13 protein-coding genes and 2 tRNA genes are annotated in these 18,006 nt (G+C 64.4%); 5 read left to right on the forward strand and 10 right to left on the reverse strand.

Going from position 1 to position 18,006, the window contains the following annotated elements:
• Positions 1-12 precede the first annotated feature (12 nt).
• From ACZ1JV_RS17080 to argJ, 3 genes are read right to left on the reverse strand one after another with little or no spacing between them, the layout of a single operon-like run.
• Positions 13-825 carry an inositol monophosphatase family protein gene (locus ACZ1JV_RS17080; RefSeq protein ID WP_465152499.1) on the reverse strand — a complete coding sequence of 271 codons (813 nt, stop codon included), beginning with the start codon at positions 823-825 and terminating at the stop codon, positions 13-15.
• A 39-nt stretch (positions 826-864) separates the two neighbouring features.
• Positions 865-1,488 carry a glutathione S-transferase family protein gene (locus tag ACZ1JV_RS17085; protein ID WP_465152500.1) on the reverse strand — a complete coding sequence of 208 codons (624 nt, stop codon included), beginning with the start codon at positions 1,486-1,488 and terminating at the stop codon, positions 865-867.
• Between the two features lie 2 nt (positions 1,489-1,490).
• The gene (argJ, locus tag ACZ1JV_RS17090; protein ID WP_465152596.1) at positions 1,491-2,717 is read right to left on the reverse strand and encodes a bifunctional glutamate N-acetyltransferase/amino-acid acetyltransferase ArgJ; all 1,227 of its coding nucleotides are present in this window, start codon (positions 2,715-2,717) and stop codon (positions 1,491-1,493) included.
• A gap of 150 nt (positions 2,718-2,867) precedes the next feature.
• Between argJ and ACZ1JV_RS17095 the strand changes: the two genes are divergently transcribed.
• Both ACZ1JV_RS17095 and secA read left to right on the forward strand, forming a co-directional pair.
• A complete protein-coding gene (locus ACZ1JV_RS17095; RefSeq protein WP_465138299.1) occupies positions 2,868-3,146 on the forward strand; it encodes a hypothetical protein in 279 nt (92 codons plus the stop codon).
• A gap of 111 nt (positions 3,147-3,257) precedes the next feature.
• Positions 3,258-5,996, forward strand: a complete 2,739-nt coding sequence (secA, locus tag ACZ1JV_RS17100; protein WP_465152501.1) for a preprotein translocase subunit SecA — start codon at positions 3,258-3,260, stop codon at positions 5,994-5,996.
• 101 nt (positions 5,997-6,097) lie between these two features.
• On the opposite strand, the gene ACZ1JV_RS17105 is transcribed toward secA, so the two are convergent.
• From ACZ1JV_RS17105 to ACZ1JV_RS17120, 4 genes are all read right to left on the reverse strand, one after another.
• On the reverse strand, positions 6,098-8,137 hold the full coding sequence (locus ACZ1JV_RS17105; RefSeq protein ID WP_465152502.1) for a TonB-dependent siderophore receptor: 2,040 nt from the start codon (positions 8,135-8,137) through the stop codon (positions 6,098-6,100).
• Positions 8,138-8,418: 281 nt separating this feature from the next.
• Positions 8,419-8,493, reverse strand: a tRNA-Asn gene (locus tag ACZ1JV_RS17110).
• A gap of 81 nt (positions 8,494-8,574) precedes the next feature.
• Positions 8,575-8,649 (reverse strand) — tRNA-Asn (locus ACZ1JV_RS17115).
• A 157-nt stretch (positions 8,650-8,806) separates the two neighbouring features.
• Entirely contained in the window at positions 8,807-9,586 is a 780-nt protein-coding gene (locus ACZ1JV_RS17120; protein WP_465138302.1) for an NAD kinase, read from the reverse strand.
• Positions 9,587-9,690: 104 nt separating this feature from the next.
• Here ACZ1JV_RS17120 and ACZ1JV_RS17125 point away from each other — a divergent pair, with 104 nt between their 5' ends.
• Positions 9,691-11,013 carry an EAL domain-containing protein gene (locus ACZ1JV_RS17125; protein WP_465138303.1) on the forward strand — a complete coding sequence of 441 codons (1,323 nt, stop codon included), beginning with the start codon at positions 9,691-9,693 and terminating at the stop codon, positions 11,011-11,013.
• A gap of 2 nt (positions 11,014-11,015) precedes the next feature.
• On the opposite strand, the gene mfd is transcribed toward ACZ1JV_RS17125, so the two are convergent.
• The 3 genes from mfd to ACZ1JV_RS17140 form a co-directional block, all read right to left on the reverse strand.
• Positions 11,016-14,486 (reverse strand): transcription-repair coupling factor, encoded by a 3,471-nt coding sequence (mfd, locus tag ACZ1JV_RS17130; protein ID WP_465152503.1) that lies wholly within the window; start codon positions 14,484-14,486, stop codon positions 11,016-11,018.
• Between the two features lie 103 nt (positions 14,487-14,589).
• Positions 14,590-14,901, reverse strand: a complete 312-nt coding sequence (locus ACZ1JV_RS17135; protein WP_465152504.1) for an FAD assembly factor SdhE — start codon at positions 14,899-14,901, stop codon at positions 14,590-14,592.
• Between the two features lie 16 nt (positions 14,902-14,917).
• On the reverse strand, positions 14,918-15,340 hold the full coding sequence (locus tag ACZ1JV_RS17140) for a baeRF12 domain-containing protein (RefSeq protein WP_465152505.1): 423 nt from the start codon (positions 15,338-15,340) through the stop codon (positions 14,918-14,920).
• Between the two features lie 108 nt (positions 15,341-15,448).
• Here ACZ1JV_RS17140 and recG point away from each other — a divergent pair, with 108 nt between their 5' ends.
• Complete coding sequence (gene recG, locus ACZ1JV_RS17145) at positions 15,449-17,506, forward strand: ATP-dependent DNA helicase RecG (RefSeq protein ID WP_465152506.1); 2,058 nt, start codon at positions 15,449-15,451, stop codon at positions 17,504-17,506.
• A gap of 81 nt (positions 17,507-17,587) precedes the next feature.
• Entirely contained in the window at positions 17,588-17,893 is a 306-nt protein-coding gene (locus ACZ1JV_RS17150; protein WP_465138308.1) for a helix-turn-helix domain-containing protein, read from the forward strand.
• Positions 17,894-18,006 lie beyond the last annotated feature (113 nt).

Consider the following 18,006-nt stretch of genomic DNA (forward strand, 5'->3'; position numbering starts at 1 on the left):
ACTTTGTGAGACTCACTCATCCAGTGCGGCGAGCCGGGTGGCAAGGTCTTCGAACAGTGCTGTGCTGGCGGCGCCGATCAGGCCTTTGCGGCCGATCTCGTCCACGCGATAGGGGCTGCCGTCCGGGCGGGCGCACTTGCCGCCGGCTTCGTTCAGGAACAGCGCACCAGCGGCGTGGTCCCACGGCAGGGTGCGTTCGAAGATCGCCACGTCGTTCTGGCCGAGCGCGAGGCGCGGGTATTGCTCTGCGGCGCAGCGGGGGATGTCGACCATGCGGTAATGCGGGGCGATTTCGCTGCGCATTTGCTCGCGGCGCGATTCCTGCGTGAAGATCAGCGAGATCGCGGCGACGGGCGGCTGCTCTCCGGTGGCGCGGGCAGTCAGGCGTTCCTCGTTCACCCAGGCGCCGCCATTGACGGAGGCGCGGCAGAAGCGGCCGGTCAGGCAGTCGAGAATCCAGCCGCTCAGCGTCTCGCCCTTGTCTGCCAGCGCGATTAGCATGCCGAACGGGGCCTTGCCGGATGCGAAGTTGTTGGTGCCGTCCAGCGGATCGACGATCCAGCAGAGCCGGTCCTTGAGCTTCAGCAGTTCGTCCTCGTCCGCGAAGGTGGCTTCCTCGCCCACGACAGCGGCTTCGGGGAGCAGGGCGGTGAGGCGCTCGGCCAGGATCGCCTCGCTCTCGCGGTCGGCCACGGTAACGACGTCGTTCACCGCCTTGCTGATGATCTGCTCGCTCGACAGCGACTGGTAGTGCGGCAGGATCACATCCCGAGTGACCTCGCGCATGATGGTTTCGACTGCGGCGTTGAGCGAAGGGGTGATCATGCGGGAGGCCTTTGAAGCGGGAGGATCAGGCGAACGGAATCAGGTCAGCGGGATCATGACCTGCTGGGCATAACCCTTGCGCTCACGGATGCGGGCGTACCATTCGGCCAAGGCCGGGAACTCGGGCTTCTCGAACGGAAGCGAGAACCACGTGTAGGCATAGACGCCCATGGGAATGTCGCCGATGCCGAATTGCCCGCCGGAGAGCCACTGCTTTTCGGAGAGGTAGCGCTCCAGAACAGTGAGTTGGACGGCGCAGGCCTTCACGTCGCGTTCGATGGCGGGCATGTCCCACTCGCTTTGCGGGATGCGGGCCATCGAGAGGAAGGGCAGGCGCTGGGCGTCGGCGTAAGTGATCTGCCAGTCCATCCAGCGGTCGGCCAGCGCCCGGTCGATGGGATCGCCCTGGAACCAGCGCTCACCGCCGTACTCGGCCGCCATGTAGCGCAGGATTGCATTCGATTCCCAAAGCGAGAGCTTGCCGTCCTCGATCATCGGCACCAGCCGGTTCGGGTTCTTGGCGAGGTACTCCTCGGTGTAGCCGAACTGGCCGCCGATATCGTGGCGGACGTAGTTCAGGCCCAGTTCCTCGGCGAACCAGGCGACTTTCTTGACGTTGTGGGAGTTCAGGCGACCCCAGATCGTGAACACGGGTGCGGGCACGCTCAGCTCCGATAGTCGGCGTTGATCGAGATGTAGCCGTGCGTCAGATCGCAGGTCCACACGGTGGCGGCGCCTTCGCCAAGGCCAAGGTCGACCTCGATGGTCACGTCCTGCCCCTTGAGGTGGGCGGCGACGGGGGCTTCGTCATAGTCGGCGAGCGGCAGGCCCTCACGCGCGGCCCAGGTGCCGCCGAAGCCGATGGAGAGCTTGTCGCGGTCGGCGGGTTCGCCCGCCTTGCCCACGGCCATGACGACGCGGCCCCAGTTGGCATCTTCCCCTGCGATGGCGGTCTTCACCAGCGGCGAGTTGGCGATGGCCATGCCGACCTTGCGGGCGCTCTCGTCGGAAACCGCGCCGGAAACGGCCACTTCGATGAACTTCTGCGCACCTTCACCATCGCGTACGACGAGGTGGGCGAGCTGGCGGCAAACGTCATGGATCGCGGCGGCAAAGGCATGGGCGCCGGGCGAGGCGATCGAGGAGAGCGGCGCGTTGCCGGCCTTGCCGGTGGCGAAGGCGAGCACGGTGTCGCTGGTCGAGGTGTCCGAATCGACGGTGATGCATGAGAACGTGCGGAAGTTCGCGGCGGAGAGGCATTCCTGCAGGAAGGCAGGCTCCACGGCGGCATCGGTGAAAATGTAGCCGAGCATCGTCGCCATGTCCGGCGCGATCATGCCCGATCCCTTGATGACGGCGGCGAGAGTGACCTTAGTGTCGCCGATCATCGCGGTGGCCGTGGCGCCCTTGGCGAAAGTGTCGGTGGTGGAGATGGTGTTCGCCACGTCCTCCCACGAGCAGGGCTCTGCGGTGAGCGCCTTCTCCACGCCTTCGCGGGCCTTGTCCTTGGGCAGCGGCACGCCGATCACGCCGGTGGAGGAGACGAAGACCTGCTCGCGCGGGCAGGCGACATGGGCGGCGACCTGATCCATGATCTGCTCCACTGCCTCGCGCCCGCGATAGCCGGTGAAGGCGTTGGAATTGCCCGCGTTGACGACCAGCGCGCGGGCATGGCCTTGCTTCACATTGTCACGGCCCAGTTCGACTTCGCTGGAGCAGCACAGGTTCTTGGTGAACACGCCGGCGACGGCGGTGCCTTCGTCCAGTTCCACGTAAGTCAGGTCGCATCGCCCCCAGTCCTTGTACCCGGCACGCACGACGTGCGGGGTAACGCCGGCGATCGGCGGCATGGCGGGGAAGGGCGAGGCGAGCGGGGAGGTGGGATAGGCCATGGCGGGTGCGTAGCGCATGGCCATGACAGGTCAAGAGACGCTGTAATTACCGAGCGCCTCGCAAGTATCGCGGCGATCTTCCGTGCGTAAATCGGGCTACGGCGCTCTCTTGTGTGGACAGGGCGGAAAGCGGCCCCTATCTGATCCGCCATGGCAAACCGCCTGCTACTCACCCTGCTGGCCCTGCTGACGGGCCTTGCCGCGCAGATCGGCCCTGCAGAGGCGCGTGCGTCACAGGTGGCCAGCCTGCAGGTGGTACTTACCGAAGCTGCCGTGGCCGCCAAGGCGCCGCGCGCGCCGGTTGCCCTGGCGCAATTGCCCGAACCGGGCCTGCGCAACACCCGCCGCCACGCGCCGCCGCTTGTCGCGGTGCCGGATTCGCCGGCGGTGCCTTCGGTTCTGACCGGGATAGACCGCGCGCGCGAATAAGCGCGCCGGCTTCATTCGCACCTTCGCGAAACCTATTCACGCGCTCCGCCAAGGGCGGCTGCGCGCATATCCGACTTTCATGACTTAAAACGAAAAACAGGGATTCCCGCCATGTTCGGCGCACTCGCCAAGTCCATTTTCGGCTCGTCCAACGACCGCTACGTCAAGTCGCTCGACAAGATCGTCGCCCAGATCAACGCTTTCGAATCCGTCCTTGAGGCGATGAGCGACGACGAACTGGCCGCGCAGACCGCCAAGTTCCGTCACCAGCTGTCCGAAGGCAGCACGCTTGACCAGATCATGCCGGAAGCGTTCGCCACGGTGCGCGAAGCTTCGAAGCGCGTGTTCGGCATGCGTCACTTCGACGTGCAGCTGATCGGCGGCATCGTGCTCCACCGCGGCGAAATCGCGGAAATGCGCACGGGTGAAGGCAAGACGCTGGTCGCCACCACCGCGACCTACCTGAACGCGCTGGAAGGCAAGGGCGTTCACGTCGTCACCGTCAACGACTACCTCGCCCGCCGCGACGCGGAGCAGATGGGCAAGCTGCACGGTTTCCTGGGCCTCACCGTCGGCGTGATCGTGCCCAACCTCAACGAGTACGAACGCCGCGAAGCCTATGGCGCCGACATCACTTACGGCACCAACAACGAATTCGGTTTCGACTACCTGCGCGACAACATGAAGCATGAGCGCAGCCAGATGGTGCAGCGCCCCTTCAACTTCGCGATCGTCGACGAAGTCGACTCAATCCTGATCGACGAAGCGCGCACGCCGCTGATCATCTCCGGCCCCACCGACGACAAATCGGAACTCTACATCCAGGTCGATGCCGTCGTTAAGCAGTTCCTTCCGGAGGACTACGAGACCGACGAGAAGACCAAGAACATCAGCCTGACCGAAGACGGCGTGGAAAAGGCGGAGCGTATGCTCGAAGCCGCCGGCCTGCTGGTCGGTTCGAACCTCTACGACGTCGAGAACACGCAGGTGGTTCACCACCTCGACCAGAGCCTGAAGGCCGTGGTCATGTTCAAGCGCGATACGGACTATATCGTGAAGGACGACAAGGTCGTCATCATCGACGAGTTCACCGGACGCATGATGGACGGCCGCCGCTGGTCGAACGGCCTGCATCAGGCGGTGGAGGCCAAGGAAGGCGTGCGGATCGAGCCGGAGAACCAGACGCTCGCCTCGATCACGTTCCAGAACTATTTCCGCATGTACCCGAAGCTTTCGGGCATGACCGGCACGGCCGCCACCGAGGCGGCCGAGTTCTACGACATCTACAAGATGAACGTCGTCACCATCCCGACCAATGTGCCGATCCAGCGCATCGATGAGGAGGACGAGTTCTACAAGAACACGCTCGACAAGTTCGGCGCCATCGCCAAGCTGATCCGCGAAAAGCACGAGATCGGCCAGCCCGTCCTCGTCGGCACGGTGTCGATCGAGAAGTCGGAACTGCTGTCGGACTTCCTGACCAAGGAAGGCGTCAAGCACTCGGTGCTGAATGCCCGTTTCCACGAGATGGAAGCGCATATCGTCGCGCAGGCAGGCAGCCTTGGCGCCGTGACGATCGCCACCAACATGGCCGGTCGCGGTACCGACATCCAGCTCGGCGGCAACGTCGAGTTCCGCGTCGAGGACGAGCTGCGCGACATGCCCGAAGGGCCTGAGCGCGACGAAGCCATTGCCAAGATCAAGGCGGAAGTCGGCGAGCAGAAGCGTCTGGTGCTGGCCGCCGGCGGTCTCTGCGTGATCGGTACCGAGCGTCACGAAAGCCGCCGCATCGACAACCAGCTGCGCGGCCGTTCGGGCCGTCAGGGCGATCCGGGCCTTTCGAAGTTCTACCTCTGCCTTGAGGACGATCTGCTGCGCATCTTCGGTCCGGACACGCTGTTCGCCAAGATGATGAACAGCAACCTGGCCGATGGCGAGGCGATCGGGTCCAAGTGGCTGTCGAAGGCGATCGAGACCGCGCAGAAGAAGGTTGAGGCGCGCAACTATGAAGTGCGCAAGCAGGTCGTCGAATACGACGACGTGATGAACGACCAGCGCAAGGTGATCTACGAGCAGCGTTCGGACATCATGGATGCCGAGACCGTGGACGATGTCGTGGTCGACATGCGCACTGACACCGTCAACACCATTGTTGCAGATGCCTGCCCGCAGGGTTCGTACCCGGAGCACTGGAATGTCGAGGGCCTCAAGGCCAAGGCGGCCGAACTGCTCTCCCTGGAGGTGCCGCTTGAAGCGTGGATCGACGAGGACGGCATCGATCCCGAACTCGTCGAGGAGCGCATTGCCGCCATGGCCGAAGCGCACATGGCCGAGAAGATGGCGAACGACGATCCGGCGATCTGGCGTCAGGTCGAAAAGTCGATCCTGCTCGACCGTATCGACCACTACTGGAAGGAGCACCTCGCCACGCTGGATGCACTGCGTCAGGTGGTGTTCCTGCGCGCCTATGCCCAGAAGACGCCGATCAACGAGTACAAGACCGAAGCCTTCGGCCTGTTCGAACGTATGCTGGAAACGATCCGTGAGGACGTGACGCGCATTCTCTCGGTCAGCCAGCTGCAGATTCCGGAGCCGGTGCAGCTTCCGGAACTGCCGGACTTCCTGACCGGCCACATCGATCCGCTGACCGGCATCGACAACTCGAACGACGGCGACGGTTCGGCGCTGATGCCTGAACTGTTCGGTTCGCTGGCGGGCAGCCCGCAGGCCGGCGTCGGTGCGGGCGCCGCGGGTGAGAATCCCTATGCGGACCTGCCGATCAGCCGCAACGCCCTGTGCCCGTGCGGTTCGGGCCAGAAGTACAAGCACTGCCACGGCGCTCTGGCGTAAGGCGAAACGGAAAACGGCGGCCGTTGCATCTGCAGCGACCGCCGTTCCCTGGAGAGATCTTCAAGGGGCTGCGGCATGATGTCGCGGCCCCTTTCTCTATGTCAGAAGCTGACGCCCAGCGTGCCGCGCACGGTACGCGGCGCGCCGTAATAGGCCTGATCCCACTGGAGGCTGGTCCAGTACTTCACGTTGGTCAGGTTATCGAGGTTGACTGCGAGCGAGACGTTCTTCGTCACCTGATAGCGCGCCATCAGGTCGACGATCACGTATTCGGACTGCGAAATGTAGTCGTTGTGGATCTTGCTCTGATACCGGGCCGAGGCACCCAGGCGCAGGTCGTTGAAGAACTGCGGGGTGTAGCTGGCGTTCAGGCGCACCGTATGGCGCGGGATGAAGGCGCGTGCGTTGTTGCCTGCGTCATCCTCGATATCGGTCCAGGCATAGCCGCCTGAGACTTGCATGCCGGCGAAGACTTCGCCGGAGACGTCCACCTCGACGCCGTGCGATTTGGCATCGACGGCTTCGTAGATCGTCTGGAGAATGTCGGGATCGAAGCCGATCGATTGGGCGACATTGTCCTGCTGCGTCTTGAACACGGCGACGGCGGCGGTCAGCTTGCCGCCGTTCCATTCGCCCTTGATGCCGGCCTCGTACGTCTTGCCCTCCAGCGGCGCGATGTTCGAATGATCGGCCGTCAGGTAGACCTGCGGGCTGAAGATCGTCGCATAGCTGGCATAGGCGGTGAGGTTGTGGGTGAGGTCGAAAGTCAGGCCGGCGAAGGGCAGGAACTTCGTCTTGTCGAAATCGAACGGCGCGTCGTAGCTGGTGCCGCTGCGCTTCGCATTGGTGACGTTGGCGCCCACCATCAGCTTCAGCGGATCGGCGAGTGACAGGCGGACAAGGCCGTAAGCGCTGGCGATCTTGGTGGTGTAATCGGCCGTGACGCTGTAGTCGCCCCAGTTCGGATAGGGGAAGCTGCCTTCGAAGGCGGTGTTGCCGGGCAGCGGGGTGCCGATGGCATCGGCGTCGACCGATTCCTGCTCCACCAGTCGCGACTGGCCGTAGTTCACGCCCAGAACCACGTCATGCTCACGCCCGGCGACATTGATCTTGCCGGTGATGTTGGCATCGACCGTCGTCTCGCGCAGCTTGTCGAGATAGGCGCCGGGATAGGCGACCAGCGAATCCGCACCGTAATAGACGTAGAACAGCTTGGAATCCTGATTGCGCGCGCGGCGCAGCACGGAAACCTTGCCGACCCAGCCATTGCCGAAATCGTGGGTCACGTCGCCGAACAGGTTGCGGTCCAGCGAGTACCAGGTCGACCAGGGCTGCGCGGAGTTGGTCGAGCGCGGATAGTTCGCGGGCGTTCCGTCCAGATTGGTGAAGGGCAGGGCGCCCCAGCTGACGCCGCGCGGATCGCTTTCCTGCCAGGAGTAGCCGACCGTGGCGACGGTGTTCGGGCCGAGATCGGCGGCGGCGACGCCGTAAAGCGTCAGGCGCGAGGTGTGGTAGTAATCGAGATAGGAATCGCCGTCCTGATAGGAAGCGACGAAGCGCGTGCGGATGGACCCATCCTCGTTCAGCGGGGTGTTGACGTCCACGTCGCCCCGGATCTCGTTGTACGAACCGTAGCTGAGGCTGGCAGTGCCGCCCAGATCCTTGGTCGGGCGCTTGCGCACGAAGTTGATCGCGGCGGAGGGGTTGCCGGTCTGTGAGAGCAGGCCGGTGGCGCCGCGCACGATATCCACGCGCTCGAAGATCGAGGTATCGATCTGGCCGTTCTGGAGGCCGTAGCTGAGCGGCTGGCCGATCCCGTCGAACTGGAAGTTGACGATGTCGAACCCGCGCGCATTGTAATAGGTGCGGTCGGTCTCGGCGCTGTCCACGTTCACGCCGGTGGCGCGGCGGAGCAGGCTGTCCACGGTGTTGAGGCCGAAATCATCGATCTGGGCACGAGTGATCACACTCACCGCCTGCGGGGTTTCGCGCAGCGAGATGTTGAGGCGCGTCGTGCTGTTCTGCGTGTCGACGCCGTAGTCCGTTGCCGTGCCGGTCACCAGAATCTCACGGTCACGGGCGTTTTCGTCTGCTTCAGCCGCCCATGCGGCCGGCGCAAAGGCGATGGCAGCGGCTGCCATCAGGGGCGCCGCCATTGCAATCCGCGATGTTGCGGCGCGAAAAACCTTGCGATGATGACGGCTTGCCGACCAGGCCCCCTGTGCGACCCCCTGCTTGATGGGCACTTAAATCCTCCTTCGATAATGCGAGTGACTTGCAATAGCAGTGTGCATAGAGGCACATTGCTGCATGTCAACGCCAAGGGGCTTTCAACGCGCAGGCGTGGTTTCCCCGCCACAGATGGTGGAAGGCCGTCGGTTAATGTGGAGGAGGCGCGCAGGAAGGCGCCGGGCAGGAGGTATGGCTCCCCGAGTAGGATTCGAACCTACGGCCATTCGATTAACAGTCGAATGCTCTACCACTGAGCTATCGGGGACCGGCCTGTCGGTGTTTCCACCGCTGGGCGGAAGAGTTGCTTCCGGTGCCTAGGCACCGCTTCGAACCCTTCAGAAAGAAGTGGCTCCCCGAGTAGGATTCGAACCTACGGCCATTCGATTAACAGTCGAATGCTCTACCGCTGAGCTATCGGGGACCGGCCTATCAGTGTCTCCACCGGCGGGCAGGGGTGCGCCTATAACAGTGCCATCGGGATTGGCAACCCTGATCACGACCAAAATGCTGCGAAAATTTTTCCACAGCCTGCGATTTTATACGCAAGCGCCCGGGAATTCGCCGTTTTGCGTGGGGTTTCAGACCTGGAACTGTTCGGCGAAAATGCGTTCCTCCAGCGTGAAACCGGGGTCGAACAGAAGGGTCAGTTCCTTTTCATAAGTGGCACGGATTCGCACCGACTTCACATCGCGGACTTCCTTCTGGTCGGCCACGGCGGCGACGGGGCGCTTTTCGGATTCGCGGACGTGGAATTCCACTTCGGCGCTTTCGGGCAGGATAGCGCCTTTCCAGCGGCGGGGACGGAAGGGGCTGAGCGGCGTTAGCGCCAGCATCGGCGCGCCCAGCGGCAGGATCGGGCCGTCGGCGGAAAGGTTATAGGCGGTGGAGCCCACCGGCGTTGCCACCAGCACGCCGTCGCCCACCAGTTCCTCCATCCGAACGCGGCCGTTGATGCGCACTTCCAGCTTGGCGGTCTGGCGCGTTTCGCGAAGCAGGGAGACTTCGTTGATCGCGTAGTATTTGTACTCGCGCCCGTCGTTGCTGACTGCGTACATGCGCAGCGGCGTCACCGGCACGCGGTGGGCCTCCATCACCCGGTGGATGATCGGGATGTGATCGTGCGGGCCGTTCATCAGGAAGCCCACGGTGCCTAGGTTCATGCCGTAAACCGGCTTGATACTGTCGCGATCCAGCATTTCGTGCAGGACGTGCAGCAGAAAGCCGTCGCCGCCCATGACGACCAGCACGTCCGCTTCTTCTGGGCTGACCCACTTGTGGGCATCGCGCAGGGCCTCTGCGCCTTCCTGCGCCTTCGCGCTGTCAGAGACGATTAGGGCCAGCCGGGGTTCTTCAGTCATTTTCATATTCCTCAAAGGCGCGGCGATTGCGCCTCCGTCATCCTTCCGGCGGACCTTTCGAATTTTGAAGGCTTTGGCAAGGGCGTTGCGCTAAGGAGGCGGCCATGGGCTCAAGAAGGGATGGGGCGCCACAGGGCAAGGCCCGGGCGCTTGAAGACAGGTTGACCGGGATTCCCGGACTGGATGCCGTGCGAGAGCGCGTTGCGGGATGGCGTCTGGGCGACGAATCGGGCTCGGCACACATCCACGCGATGCTGCTGGGCCTGCGTCGGCTCGACGCGATCAACATGGCCTATGGTGCCGACGCGGGTGACGGCGCGCTTGCCGAAGTCGCCAGCCGCATCGCGCATTTTGCCGGTGAGGAACTGGACGGGTACTGGCTGCTGGCGCGTGCCGGCGGCGGCTCCTTCATGTTGGTCGCCAACGAGGCGTGCAGCCGCGAACGCTGGCAACTGATCGCCGATCAGCTTGCCGAGGCGGTCTCGCGCCCGGTCACCGTGCCTTCGGGCGTCCTTCGCCTGTCGCCGCGCATCGCGCTGGTGCGAACTCTGGCTGATGAAAGCGTGGATTCTATGTTGGATCGCCTAAGTCACGCGCTGGATTCGCTGCGCGACCAGCAGGGAACGATGCTGGCCTGGGCCGATGGAGAGGCCAGCCCGCCCGGCCATTCCGCCGCGCAACTGGAAGCGGACCTGCTGGGCGCGATCGATCGCGACGAGATTGAGATTCTGTTCCAGCCCCAGTTCAGCCTTGCCGACGACCGATTGACCGGGGCCGAGGCGCTGGCGCGCTGGAAGCATCCGCAACTGGGCCGAATCGGCGCCGGCGCGCTTTTCGCGATTGCCGAGAGGGCGGACCATATGGCCCCGCTTTCCCGCCATATCGCCACCAAGGCGCTTTCGGCGGCGGGAAGCTGGCCGAAGAACCTGCGCCTTTCGATCAACGTCACCCCGGCGGACCTCGCCTTCGGCAACTATACGCGCCAGATGCTCGATCTGGTGCGGGCCAGCGGCTTCGCACCGCGCCGGCTTACGCTTGAAGTGACCGAGCAGGCCCTGATCGGCGATATTACCCAGGCCGCGCAGATCATGGCGGAGTTCTCCGCGCAGGGTATCCGCATCGCGCTGGACGATTTCGGCGCGGGGTTCTGCAACTTCCGCTACCTCAAGGTCCTGCCGATTCACTACCTCAAGCTCGATCGTTCGATGATCGACGGCATCACGAGCGACAAGCGCGACGTGGCCGTGCTGCGCGCCATCGTCGCCATGGCCAAAGCGCTGGACCTTGAGGTGATTGCGGAAGGCATCGAGGAAGAAGCCCAGCGCAAGGTCGCCGCGCGAGAGGGCTGCACGTATTATCAGGGCTTCCTGCGCGCGCAGCCGATGAGCGTGGCAATGTTCGCCAAGCTGGCGCGCTCCTCGGGATAAAGTCAGCCCTTCCGCGCCACCGCTGCGAGGCCCTTGGTCAGTTGCAGCAAGCCGTTGAGGCGGCTCTTGGGATCGCCCCAGGCGCGTTGCAGCACCAGCTTGTTGTCCGGCCGCAGCTTGACCGCGCCCTGAAGCCGCTCGGCATAAGCGATAAGGCCCACCGGGTTCGGGAAGCTGTCGTTGTGGAAGCTGACCAGCGTGCCGCGCGGTCCCACGTCGATCTTGGCGATATGCGCCTCGATCGCCTGGCGCTTGATCTGGATAAGCTGGACCAGGTTCGCCGTGGCCTGCGGCAAGGGCCCGAAGCGGTCGATCATTTCGGCCGAGAGCGATTCGATCTCGTCCTTGCTGTCGGCATCGTTGAGGCGGCGATAGAGCGCCATGCGCACGGCCAGATCGGGAACGTAGTCCTCCGGGATCATGATCGGCGCTTCCACCGTGATCTGCGGAGACAGGCCCGAAGTGTCCTTCTCCAGCCCGACGCCGCCCGCGCGGGCTTCGAGGATCGCGTCCTCCAGCATCGACTGGTAGAGTTCGAAGCCGACTTCGCGGATATGACCGGACTGCTCATCACCCAGCAGGTTGCCCGCGCCGCGAATGTCGAGGTCGTGGCTGGCAAGCTGGAAGCCCGCACCCAGCGAATCGAGGTCGCTCAAGACCTTGAGGCGCTTTTCGGCCACCTCAGACAGAGCCCGGCCCGCAGGCGTGGTCAGATAGGCATAGGCGCGCAGCTTGGATCGGCCCACGCGCCCGCGCAGCTGATAGAGCTGGGCAAGGCCGAAACGGTCGGCGCGGTGGATGATGATCGTGTTGGCGCGCGGAATGTCGATGCCGCTCTCGACGATCGTGGTCGACAGCAGCACCTCGTACTTGCCCTCATAGAAGGCGCTCATGCGCTCTTCCACTTCGCCGGCGCTCATCTGGCCGTGGGCGGAGATGACCTTCACTTCGGGTACACTCTTGGCGAGCCATTCCTCGACTTCGGCCATGTCGGTAATGCGCGGCACGACGATGAAGCTCTGGCCGCCGCGATGATGTTCGCGCAGCAGAGCCTCACGCATCACCATCTCGTCCCACTCCATCACGTAAGTACGCACGGCGAGGCGGTCGACCGGCGGGGTCTGGATGGTGGAGAGTTCGCGCAGGCCCGACATCGCCATCTGCAGCGTGCGTGGGATCGGCGTGGCAGTGAGCGTCAGCACGTGTACGTCGGTGCGCAGCTGCTTCAGGCGCTCCTTGTGATTGACGCCGAAACGCTGTTCCTCGTCGACGATGACGAGGCCGAGGCGCTTGAAATTGACCGTTTTCGAGAGGATCGCGTGGGTGCCGCAGACCACGTCCATGGTGCCGGCGGTCAGGCCTTCGCGCGTGGCCTTGGCTTCCTTTTCGGGCACAAGGCGCGAGAGGCGGCCCACTTCCAGCGGGAAGCCGTTGAAGCGTTCGGCAAAGCTCGAATAGTGCTGGCGCGCGAGCAGGGTGGTCGGCGCGACGACGGCGACCTGCTGGCCCGCCATGGCGGCGACGAAGGCGGCGCGCAGGGCGACTTCGGTCTTGCCGAAGCCTACGTCGCCGCAGACGAGGCGGTCCATCGGCTTGCCTTCGGCCAGATCGCCGAGCACGTCGTCTATCGCGTGTTCCTGATCCTCGGTTTCCTGCCAGGGGAACCTGTCGACGAACTGATCGTAGGAAGACTTTTCGGGCAGCAGCGCCGGCGCGACGCGCAGGGCGCGCGCGGCGGCGGTCTTCATCAGTTCGCCCGCGATCTCGCGGATGCGTTCCTTCAGCTTGGCGCGGCGCTTCTGCCATGCCTCGCCGCCGAGCTTGTCCAGCGGAACGCCTTCCGCCTCGCTACCGTAGCGCGAGAGCACGTCGAGATTTTCGACCGGGATGTAGAGCTTGTCGCCGCCCGCATAAGTCAGCATCACGCAGTCGTGCGGGCTCTTGCCGACCGGGATCGACTGCAGGCCTTCGTAGCGACCGATGCCGTGGTCCATGTGGACGATCAGGTCGCCGGGCGTCAGTGCCGCCAGTTCGGCGAGGAAGGCGTCCGAATCCTTCTTCTTTTTCTTCCGGCGGACAAGGCGGTCGCCCAGAATGTCCTGCTCGGTGACGACTTCGACGGATTCGTTGGTGAAGCCGGTTTCCAGCGGCAGCACCAGCGCGGCGGAGCGACCCTGAACGGCCAGGCCCAGCGCTTCCTGCCAGGTGTCGGCCAGCTTGGGTTCCGGGCCTTGTGCTTCACCGAGGATCGAGACAAGGCGGGCGCGGCTGCCGGTGGAGTAGGCAGCAAGGATCGCCTTGCTGCCTGATTTCGCGACGGCGTGAAGGTGTTTGGCCGCAGCCTCATAGGCATTGTCGCCGCGCGCGCGCTCGGGCGTGAAGTCGCGGGCATTGCCGAAGCCGAAATCGATCACCGTCTTCGATTCGGGCTGCGCGAAAGGATCGGCGCGGTGGACCGGGAAGGCGGCAACGGCCTGTTCGAACTCCTCGCGCCCCAGATAGAGCGCATCGGTCGCCAGGGGGCGGTACGATCCCGCCTTCTGGCCGGAGGTTTCAAGGCGGGCCTTGTGATAGTCCGCAATGTCGGTGAAGCGCTCGTCCGCGGCGCCCAGCGCGGGGCTGTCGATCACCAGCAGATCGTCGTCTGAAAGATGATCGAACAGCGTGACCAGACGGTCTTCGAACAGCGGCAGCCAGTGTTCCATGCCGGCAAGCCGGCGGCCGTCGCTGACCGCCTGATAGAGCGGGTCCGCCGTGGCATTGGCGCCGAACATCTCCCGGTATCTGCTGCGGAAGCGCTTGACGCTGTCCTCGTCCACCAGCGCTTCGCTGGCGGGCAGCAGCAGGTGATCGGGGACGGTGCCGGTGGAGCGCTGGGTGCCGGTATCGAACAGGCGCAGCGTTTCCAGCTCGTCGCCAAAGAAATCGAGCCGCAGGCCGCCCTCAACGCCAGAGGGCACGATGTCGAAGATGGAGCCGCGCACCGCGAACTCGCCCGCGTCGATCGCGGTGTCGCTGCGCTGGTAGCCCTGACGGCGCAGCAGCGCGATCAGGCTTTCATGGCCGATTTCCGCGCCGGGCTTGAGCAGGCGCACCGATTCGCGAATGCGGAACGGCGTCAGCACGCGCTGGAGCACGGCATTGGCGGTGGTGACGAGAAGCTGCGGACCGGTGCGCTTCAGCTGGAGCCGGTGCAGGGCGGCCAGACGACGCGCGCTGACCGAAAGGGCAGGGCTGGCGCGGTCGTAGGGAAGGCAATCCCACGCGGGGAATTCGATGACGTCCAGTTCCGGCGCAAAGAACTGCGCGGCCTCGGCAACGGCGCGCATGGCGCTTTCGTTGTCGGCGATGAACACCGCCCGGCCTTTCGCGGCGCGGGCAAGGTCCGCCATGACCAGCGGCTGGGCACCGCGCGTTACCGAAGCGAGGGTAAGGGGCGAGGTCGCCGAGAGAATGCGATTGAAGTCGGTCATCTGGCTGTTGCGAGGCCTTCGACAAGCTCAGGCTGAGCGGGTTTGAAAGATGGGCTCATCCGCCGCTCCTGCTGAGTTCCCGGCTTGTCGATGCGGCGAAGCATCAGCGCGGGATATCGACGTAATCGAGCTTCATCATGCGGTCCATCAAGGGGCCGCGATATTCCTCGGGAATGCTTTGGGTGCCCAGCGCCCAGGCCATGATGTCGACATCCTCTTCCTCGATCATCGTTTCGAAGAGGGTGATCTCGGCTTCGGTCCATTCGGCGTGGAATTTGTCGAAGTAGCAGCCGATCATGTAGTCGGCCTCGCGCGTGCCGCGATGCCAGGCGCGGAACTTGAGGCGGGCGAGCCGGCCCTGCCTCTCGGGGGTGAGTTCGGTCATGACCGCGCCGTTACGATACGGCGCGGTCATGAGCAAGTTTTGGGTATTAGCGCTGGATCACCTTGATGATCTCGCTGGCGGGCCTGCCGGTCAGCGTCTTGGGCACTTCGGCGCGCAGCGTGGCTTTCAGTTCCTTATGATAATGCCGCCGCATCTCCCCCAGCGAACGCGGGTCGGCGACGATGACCAGTTCCGCGATTTCGCCTTCCAGCACCTGCTGGTTGAGCCATCCGGCCACGGCGGCGGCATGGGCGCTTTCATCCAGCGAATCGTTGCTGCCATCGCCGGTACGCGCCTGATGACGCTTCGGCGCATCGTTGCGGCGGGCGCCGGCGCTGAAATTGGTGGCCTCCAGCGCGGGAGGATCGATCGCGGTGAGCTTGGGGACGGCTTCCGCGCCCGAATTGCGGTAGAGTTCGAAATTCTCGCCATCGACGATCGCGAAAACGGTTCCGTGCGGTAGAAGCATGGAAGTCTCTCCTTTGCTGGTGGGTTCACTTTCGCCAACGAGGCTGTCCGCAAATCCGTTCCCCAATGGTCTGGCGAAACGCGCCATAGTCACGCTAAGAGGCTGACCATGCGGCCCGAAGCGTTGAATTGCCTGTTTGTAGAAACCGATTCCCTCGACGGCGTGGGCCCCAAGCTCAAGCGTCCGTTGGAAAAGCTTGGCCTCACCCGCATCCGCGATCTTGCCTATCATCTGCCCGACCGTTTCGTGGAACGGCGCGCGGTGACCAATCTGGATGAGGCGAGCGTGGGCGAGAACGTGATCGTCCAGCTCACCGTGCGTGAGCATCGCTCGCCGTCCGGCCGGGGCCCGTTCCGGGTTGTGGCCGAGGACTCGATCGGCAATATTTGCACGATCACTTATTTCGGCCGCGCATCCTATACCGCGAAGAAGCAATTGCCGGTGGGCGAGACGCGTTGGGTGGCAGGTCGGCTCGACCAGTATGGCCAGATGCTCCAGATGGTGCATCCGGAACATGTCTCCGAAGACAGTGCCGCGCCGGTAGGGCGGCTTTGTGAGGCGGTCTATCCGCTGTCCGAAGGGCTGACGCAGGGGCGCGTGGCGGGGCTGGTCCAGCAGGCGCTGAAGGTGCTGCCCGAACTGGAGGAGTGGGTCGAGCCCGGCCTCTACGCAAAGATGAAGTGGCCCGTGTGGCGCGAGGCGGTGATCGAGGCGCATCGTGGCGCCAATGCCCCGGCGCGCGACCGATTGGCCTATGACGAACTGCTGGCCAACGCGCTGGCGCTGATGCTGGTGCGTGAGAGCAATCGCCGCCAGTCGGGCACGCCGCTGAAGGGCGACGGCTCGCTGCGAGCTAAGCTGAAGCTGCCCTTCGCGCTGACCGGCGCGCAGAAGCGCTCCATCGACGAGATCGAGGGCGATGTGGCGCAGCAGGCGCCGATGCTGCGGCTGCTTCAGGGCGATGTGGGCGCGGGCAAGACGGTGGTGGCGCTCAATGCCATGCTGATCGCGGTGGAGGCGGGCTCGCAGGCGGCCTTGCTGGCGCCGACCGAAATTCTTGCCCGCCAGCACTACGAGACGCTGGCGCGAATGCTTCAGGGCACGGGCGTGCAAATTGCGCTGCTGACCGGGCGCGACAAGGGCAAGGCGCGGGAGGCGATTCTGATGGGGCTGATCGATGGCTCCATCAATATCGTCGTCGGCACGCATGCGATCTTTCAGGATACCGTGTCTTACCGCAATCTGGCGCTGGTGGTGATCGACGAGCAGCACCGCTTCGGCGTTGGCCAGCGGCTGATGCTGGCGCGCAAGGGGCGGCGGACGCCGCATACCTTGGCGATGACCGCCACGCCGATCCCGCGCACGCTGACTTTGGCGCAATATGGCGAGATGGAAGTTTCCAAGCTCGACGAACTGCCGCCGGGTCGCCAGGCGATCGATACGCGCGTCGTTTCGGTAGAGCGGATGGGCGATGTCGTCGGCGCGATCGCCCGGCATATCGAGACCGGACAGCAGGCCTATTGGGTCTGCCCGATGGTCAGCGAGAGCGAGAACGACGATCTGGCCGCGGCAGAAGCGCGCTATGCGACGTTGAAGGAGCGGTTCGGCGATACCGTGGTGCTCGTTCACGGGCAGTTGAAGCCGGAGGCCAAGGACGCGGGCATGGAGCGCTTCGCCAGCGGCGAGGCTTCGGTGCTGGTGGCGACCACGGTGATCGAGGTCGGCGTGGACGTGCCGAACGCAACGCTGATGGTTATCGAACAGGCCGAGCGTTTCGGCCTTGCCCAGCTTCACCAATTGCGCGGGCGCGTGGGGCGCGGCAGCGAGAAATCGACCTGCCTGCTGCTGCGCGGCCAGCAACTCAGCGAAACCGCCCGCCAGCGCCTTGCCCTGATGCGCGAGACGCAGGACGGTTTCCGGCTGGCGGAAGAGGATCTGCAACTGCGCGGCGGCGGCGAACTGCTGGGTACGCGGCAGTCCGGCGATACGCCGTTCCGCATTGCCAGCCTTGAGCAGATCACCAAGCTGTTGCCGCTCGCCCATGATGATGCGCGGTTGCTGATCGAGCGCGACGGTGGCCTTACCGGCCCGCGCGGAGAGGCGGCGCGGTTGCTGCTCTATCTGTTCGAGCGGGATTGGGGCGTGCAGCTTCTGCGCGGCGGATAGGCGGGGACCAGAAAGCCGGGCCCCAGAAAGCGGGGGACGCTGCAATTGACTTGGCCGCGCCGCCCTGTGATGGCCTGAGGCATGCCCCAGAAACCGGATATCCAGCTCGCCATTTTTGCCCAGGCAGTCGACGCGGTCGGCGGACAGCGCGTGATGGCGCGCTACATGGGCGTTTCCGAGAAGGAAGTGCGCGATTTTCTGGCCGGCGATGTTCCGCTGGATCGCAATGCGCTGCGCTCCGCCTCGCAAGGGCTGATCAAGCAGGCCGACATGTGCCGCCGGCTTGAGCGCAAGCTGTCGCCCGCCTTTGTCGAGAACATGACCGAGAAGCAGTTGGAAGGGCTTACGCTGCCTGACGGCCGCCCGGAAAACCACAAGCCGGGCTGATCCGCTCAGGCAGCTCTATCGGCAGGCGGAGGTTCGGGTGGAACCTTCGCCTTTTTTCTTGCGCGTGCGATAGGCAACAAAAAACCCGGCGTTTCCGCCGGGTTGTTCTGCTC

It is taken from the genome of Novosphingobium sp. BL-S-19, assembly GCF_055521675.1.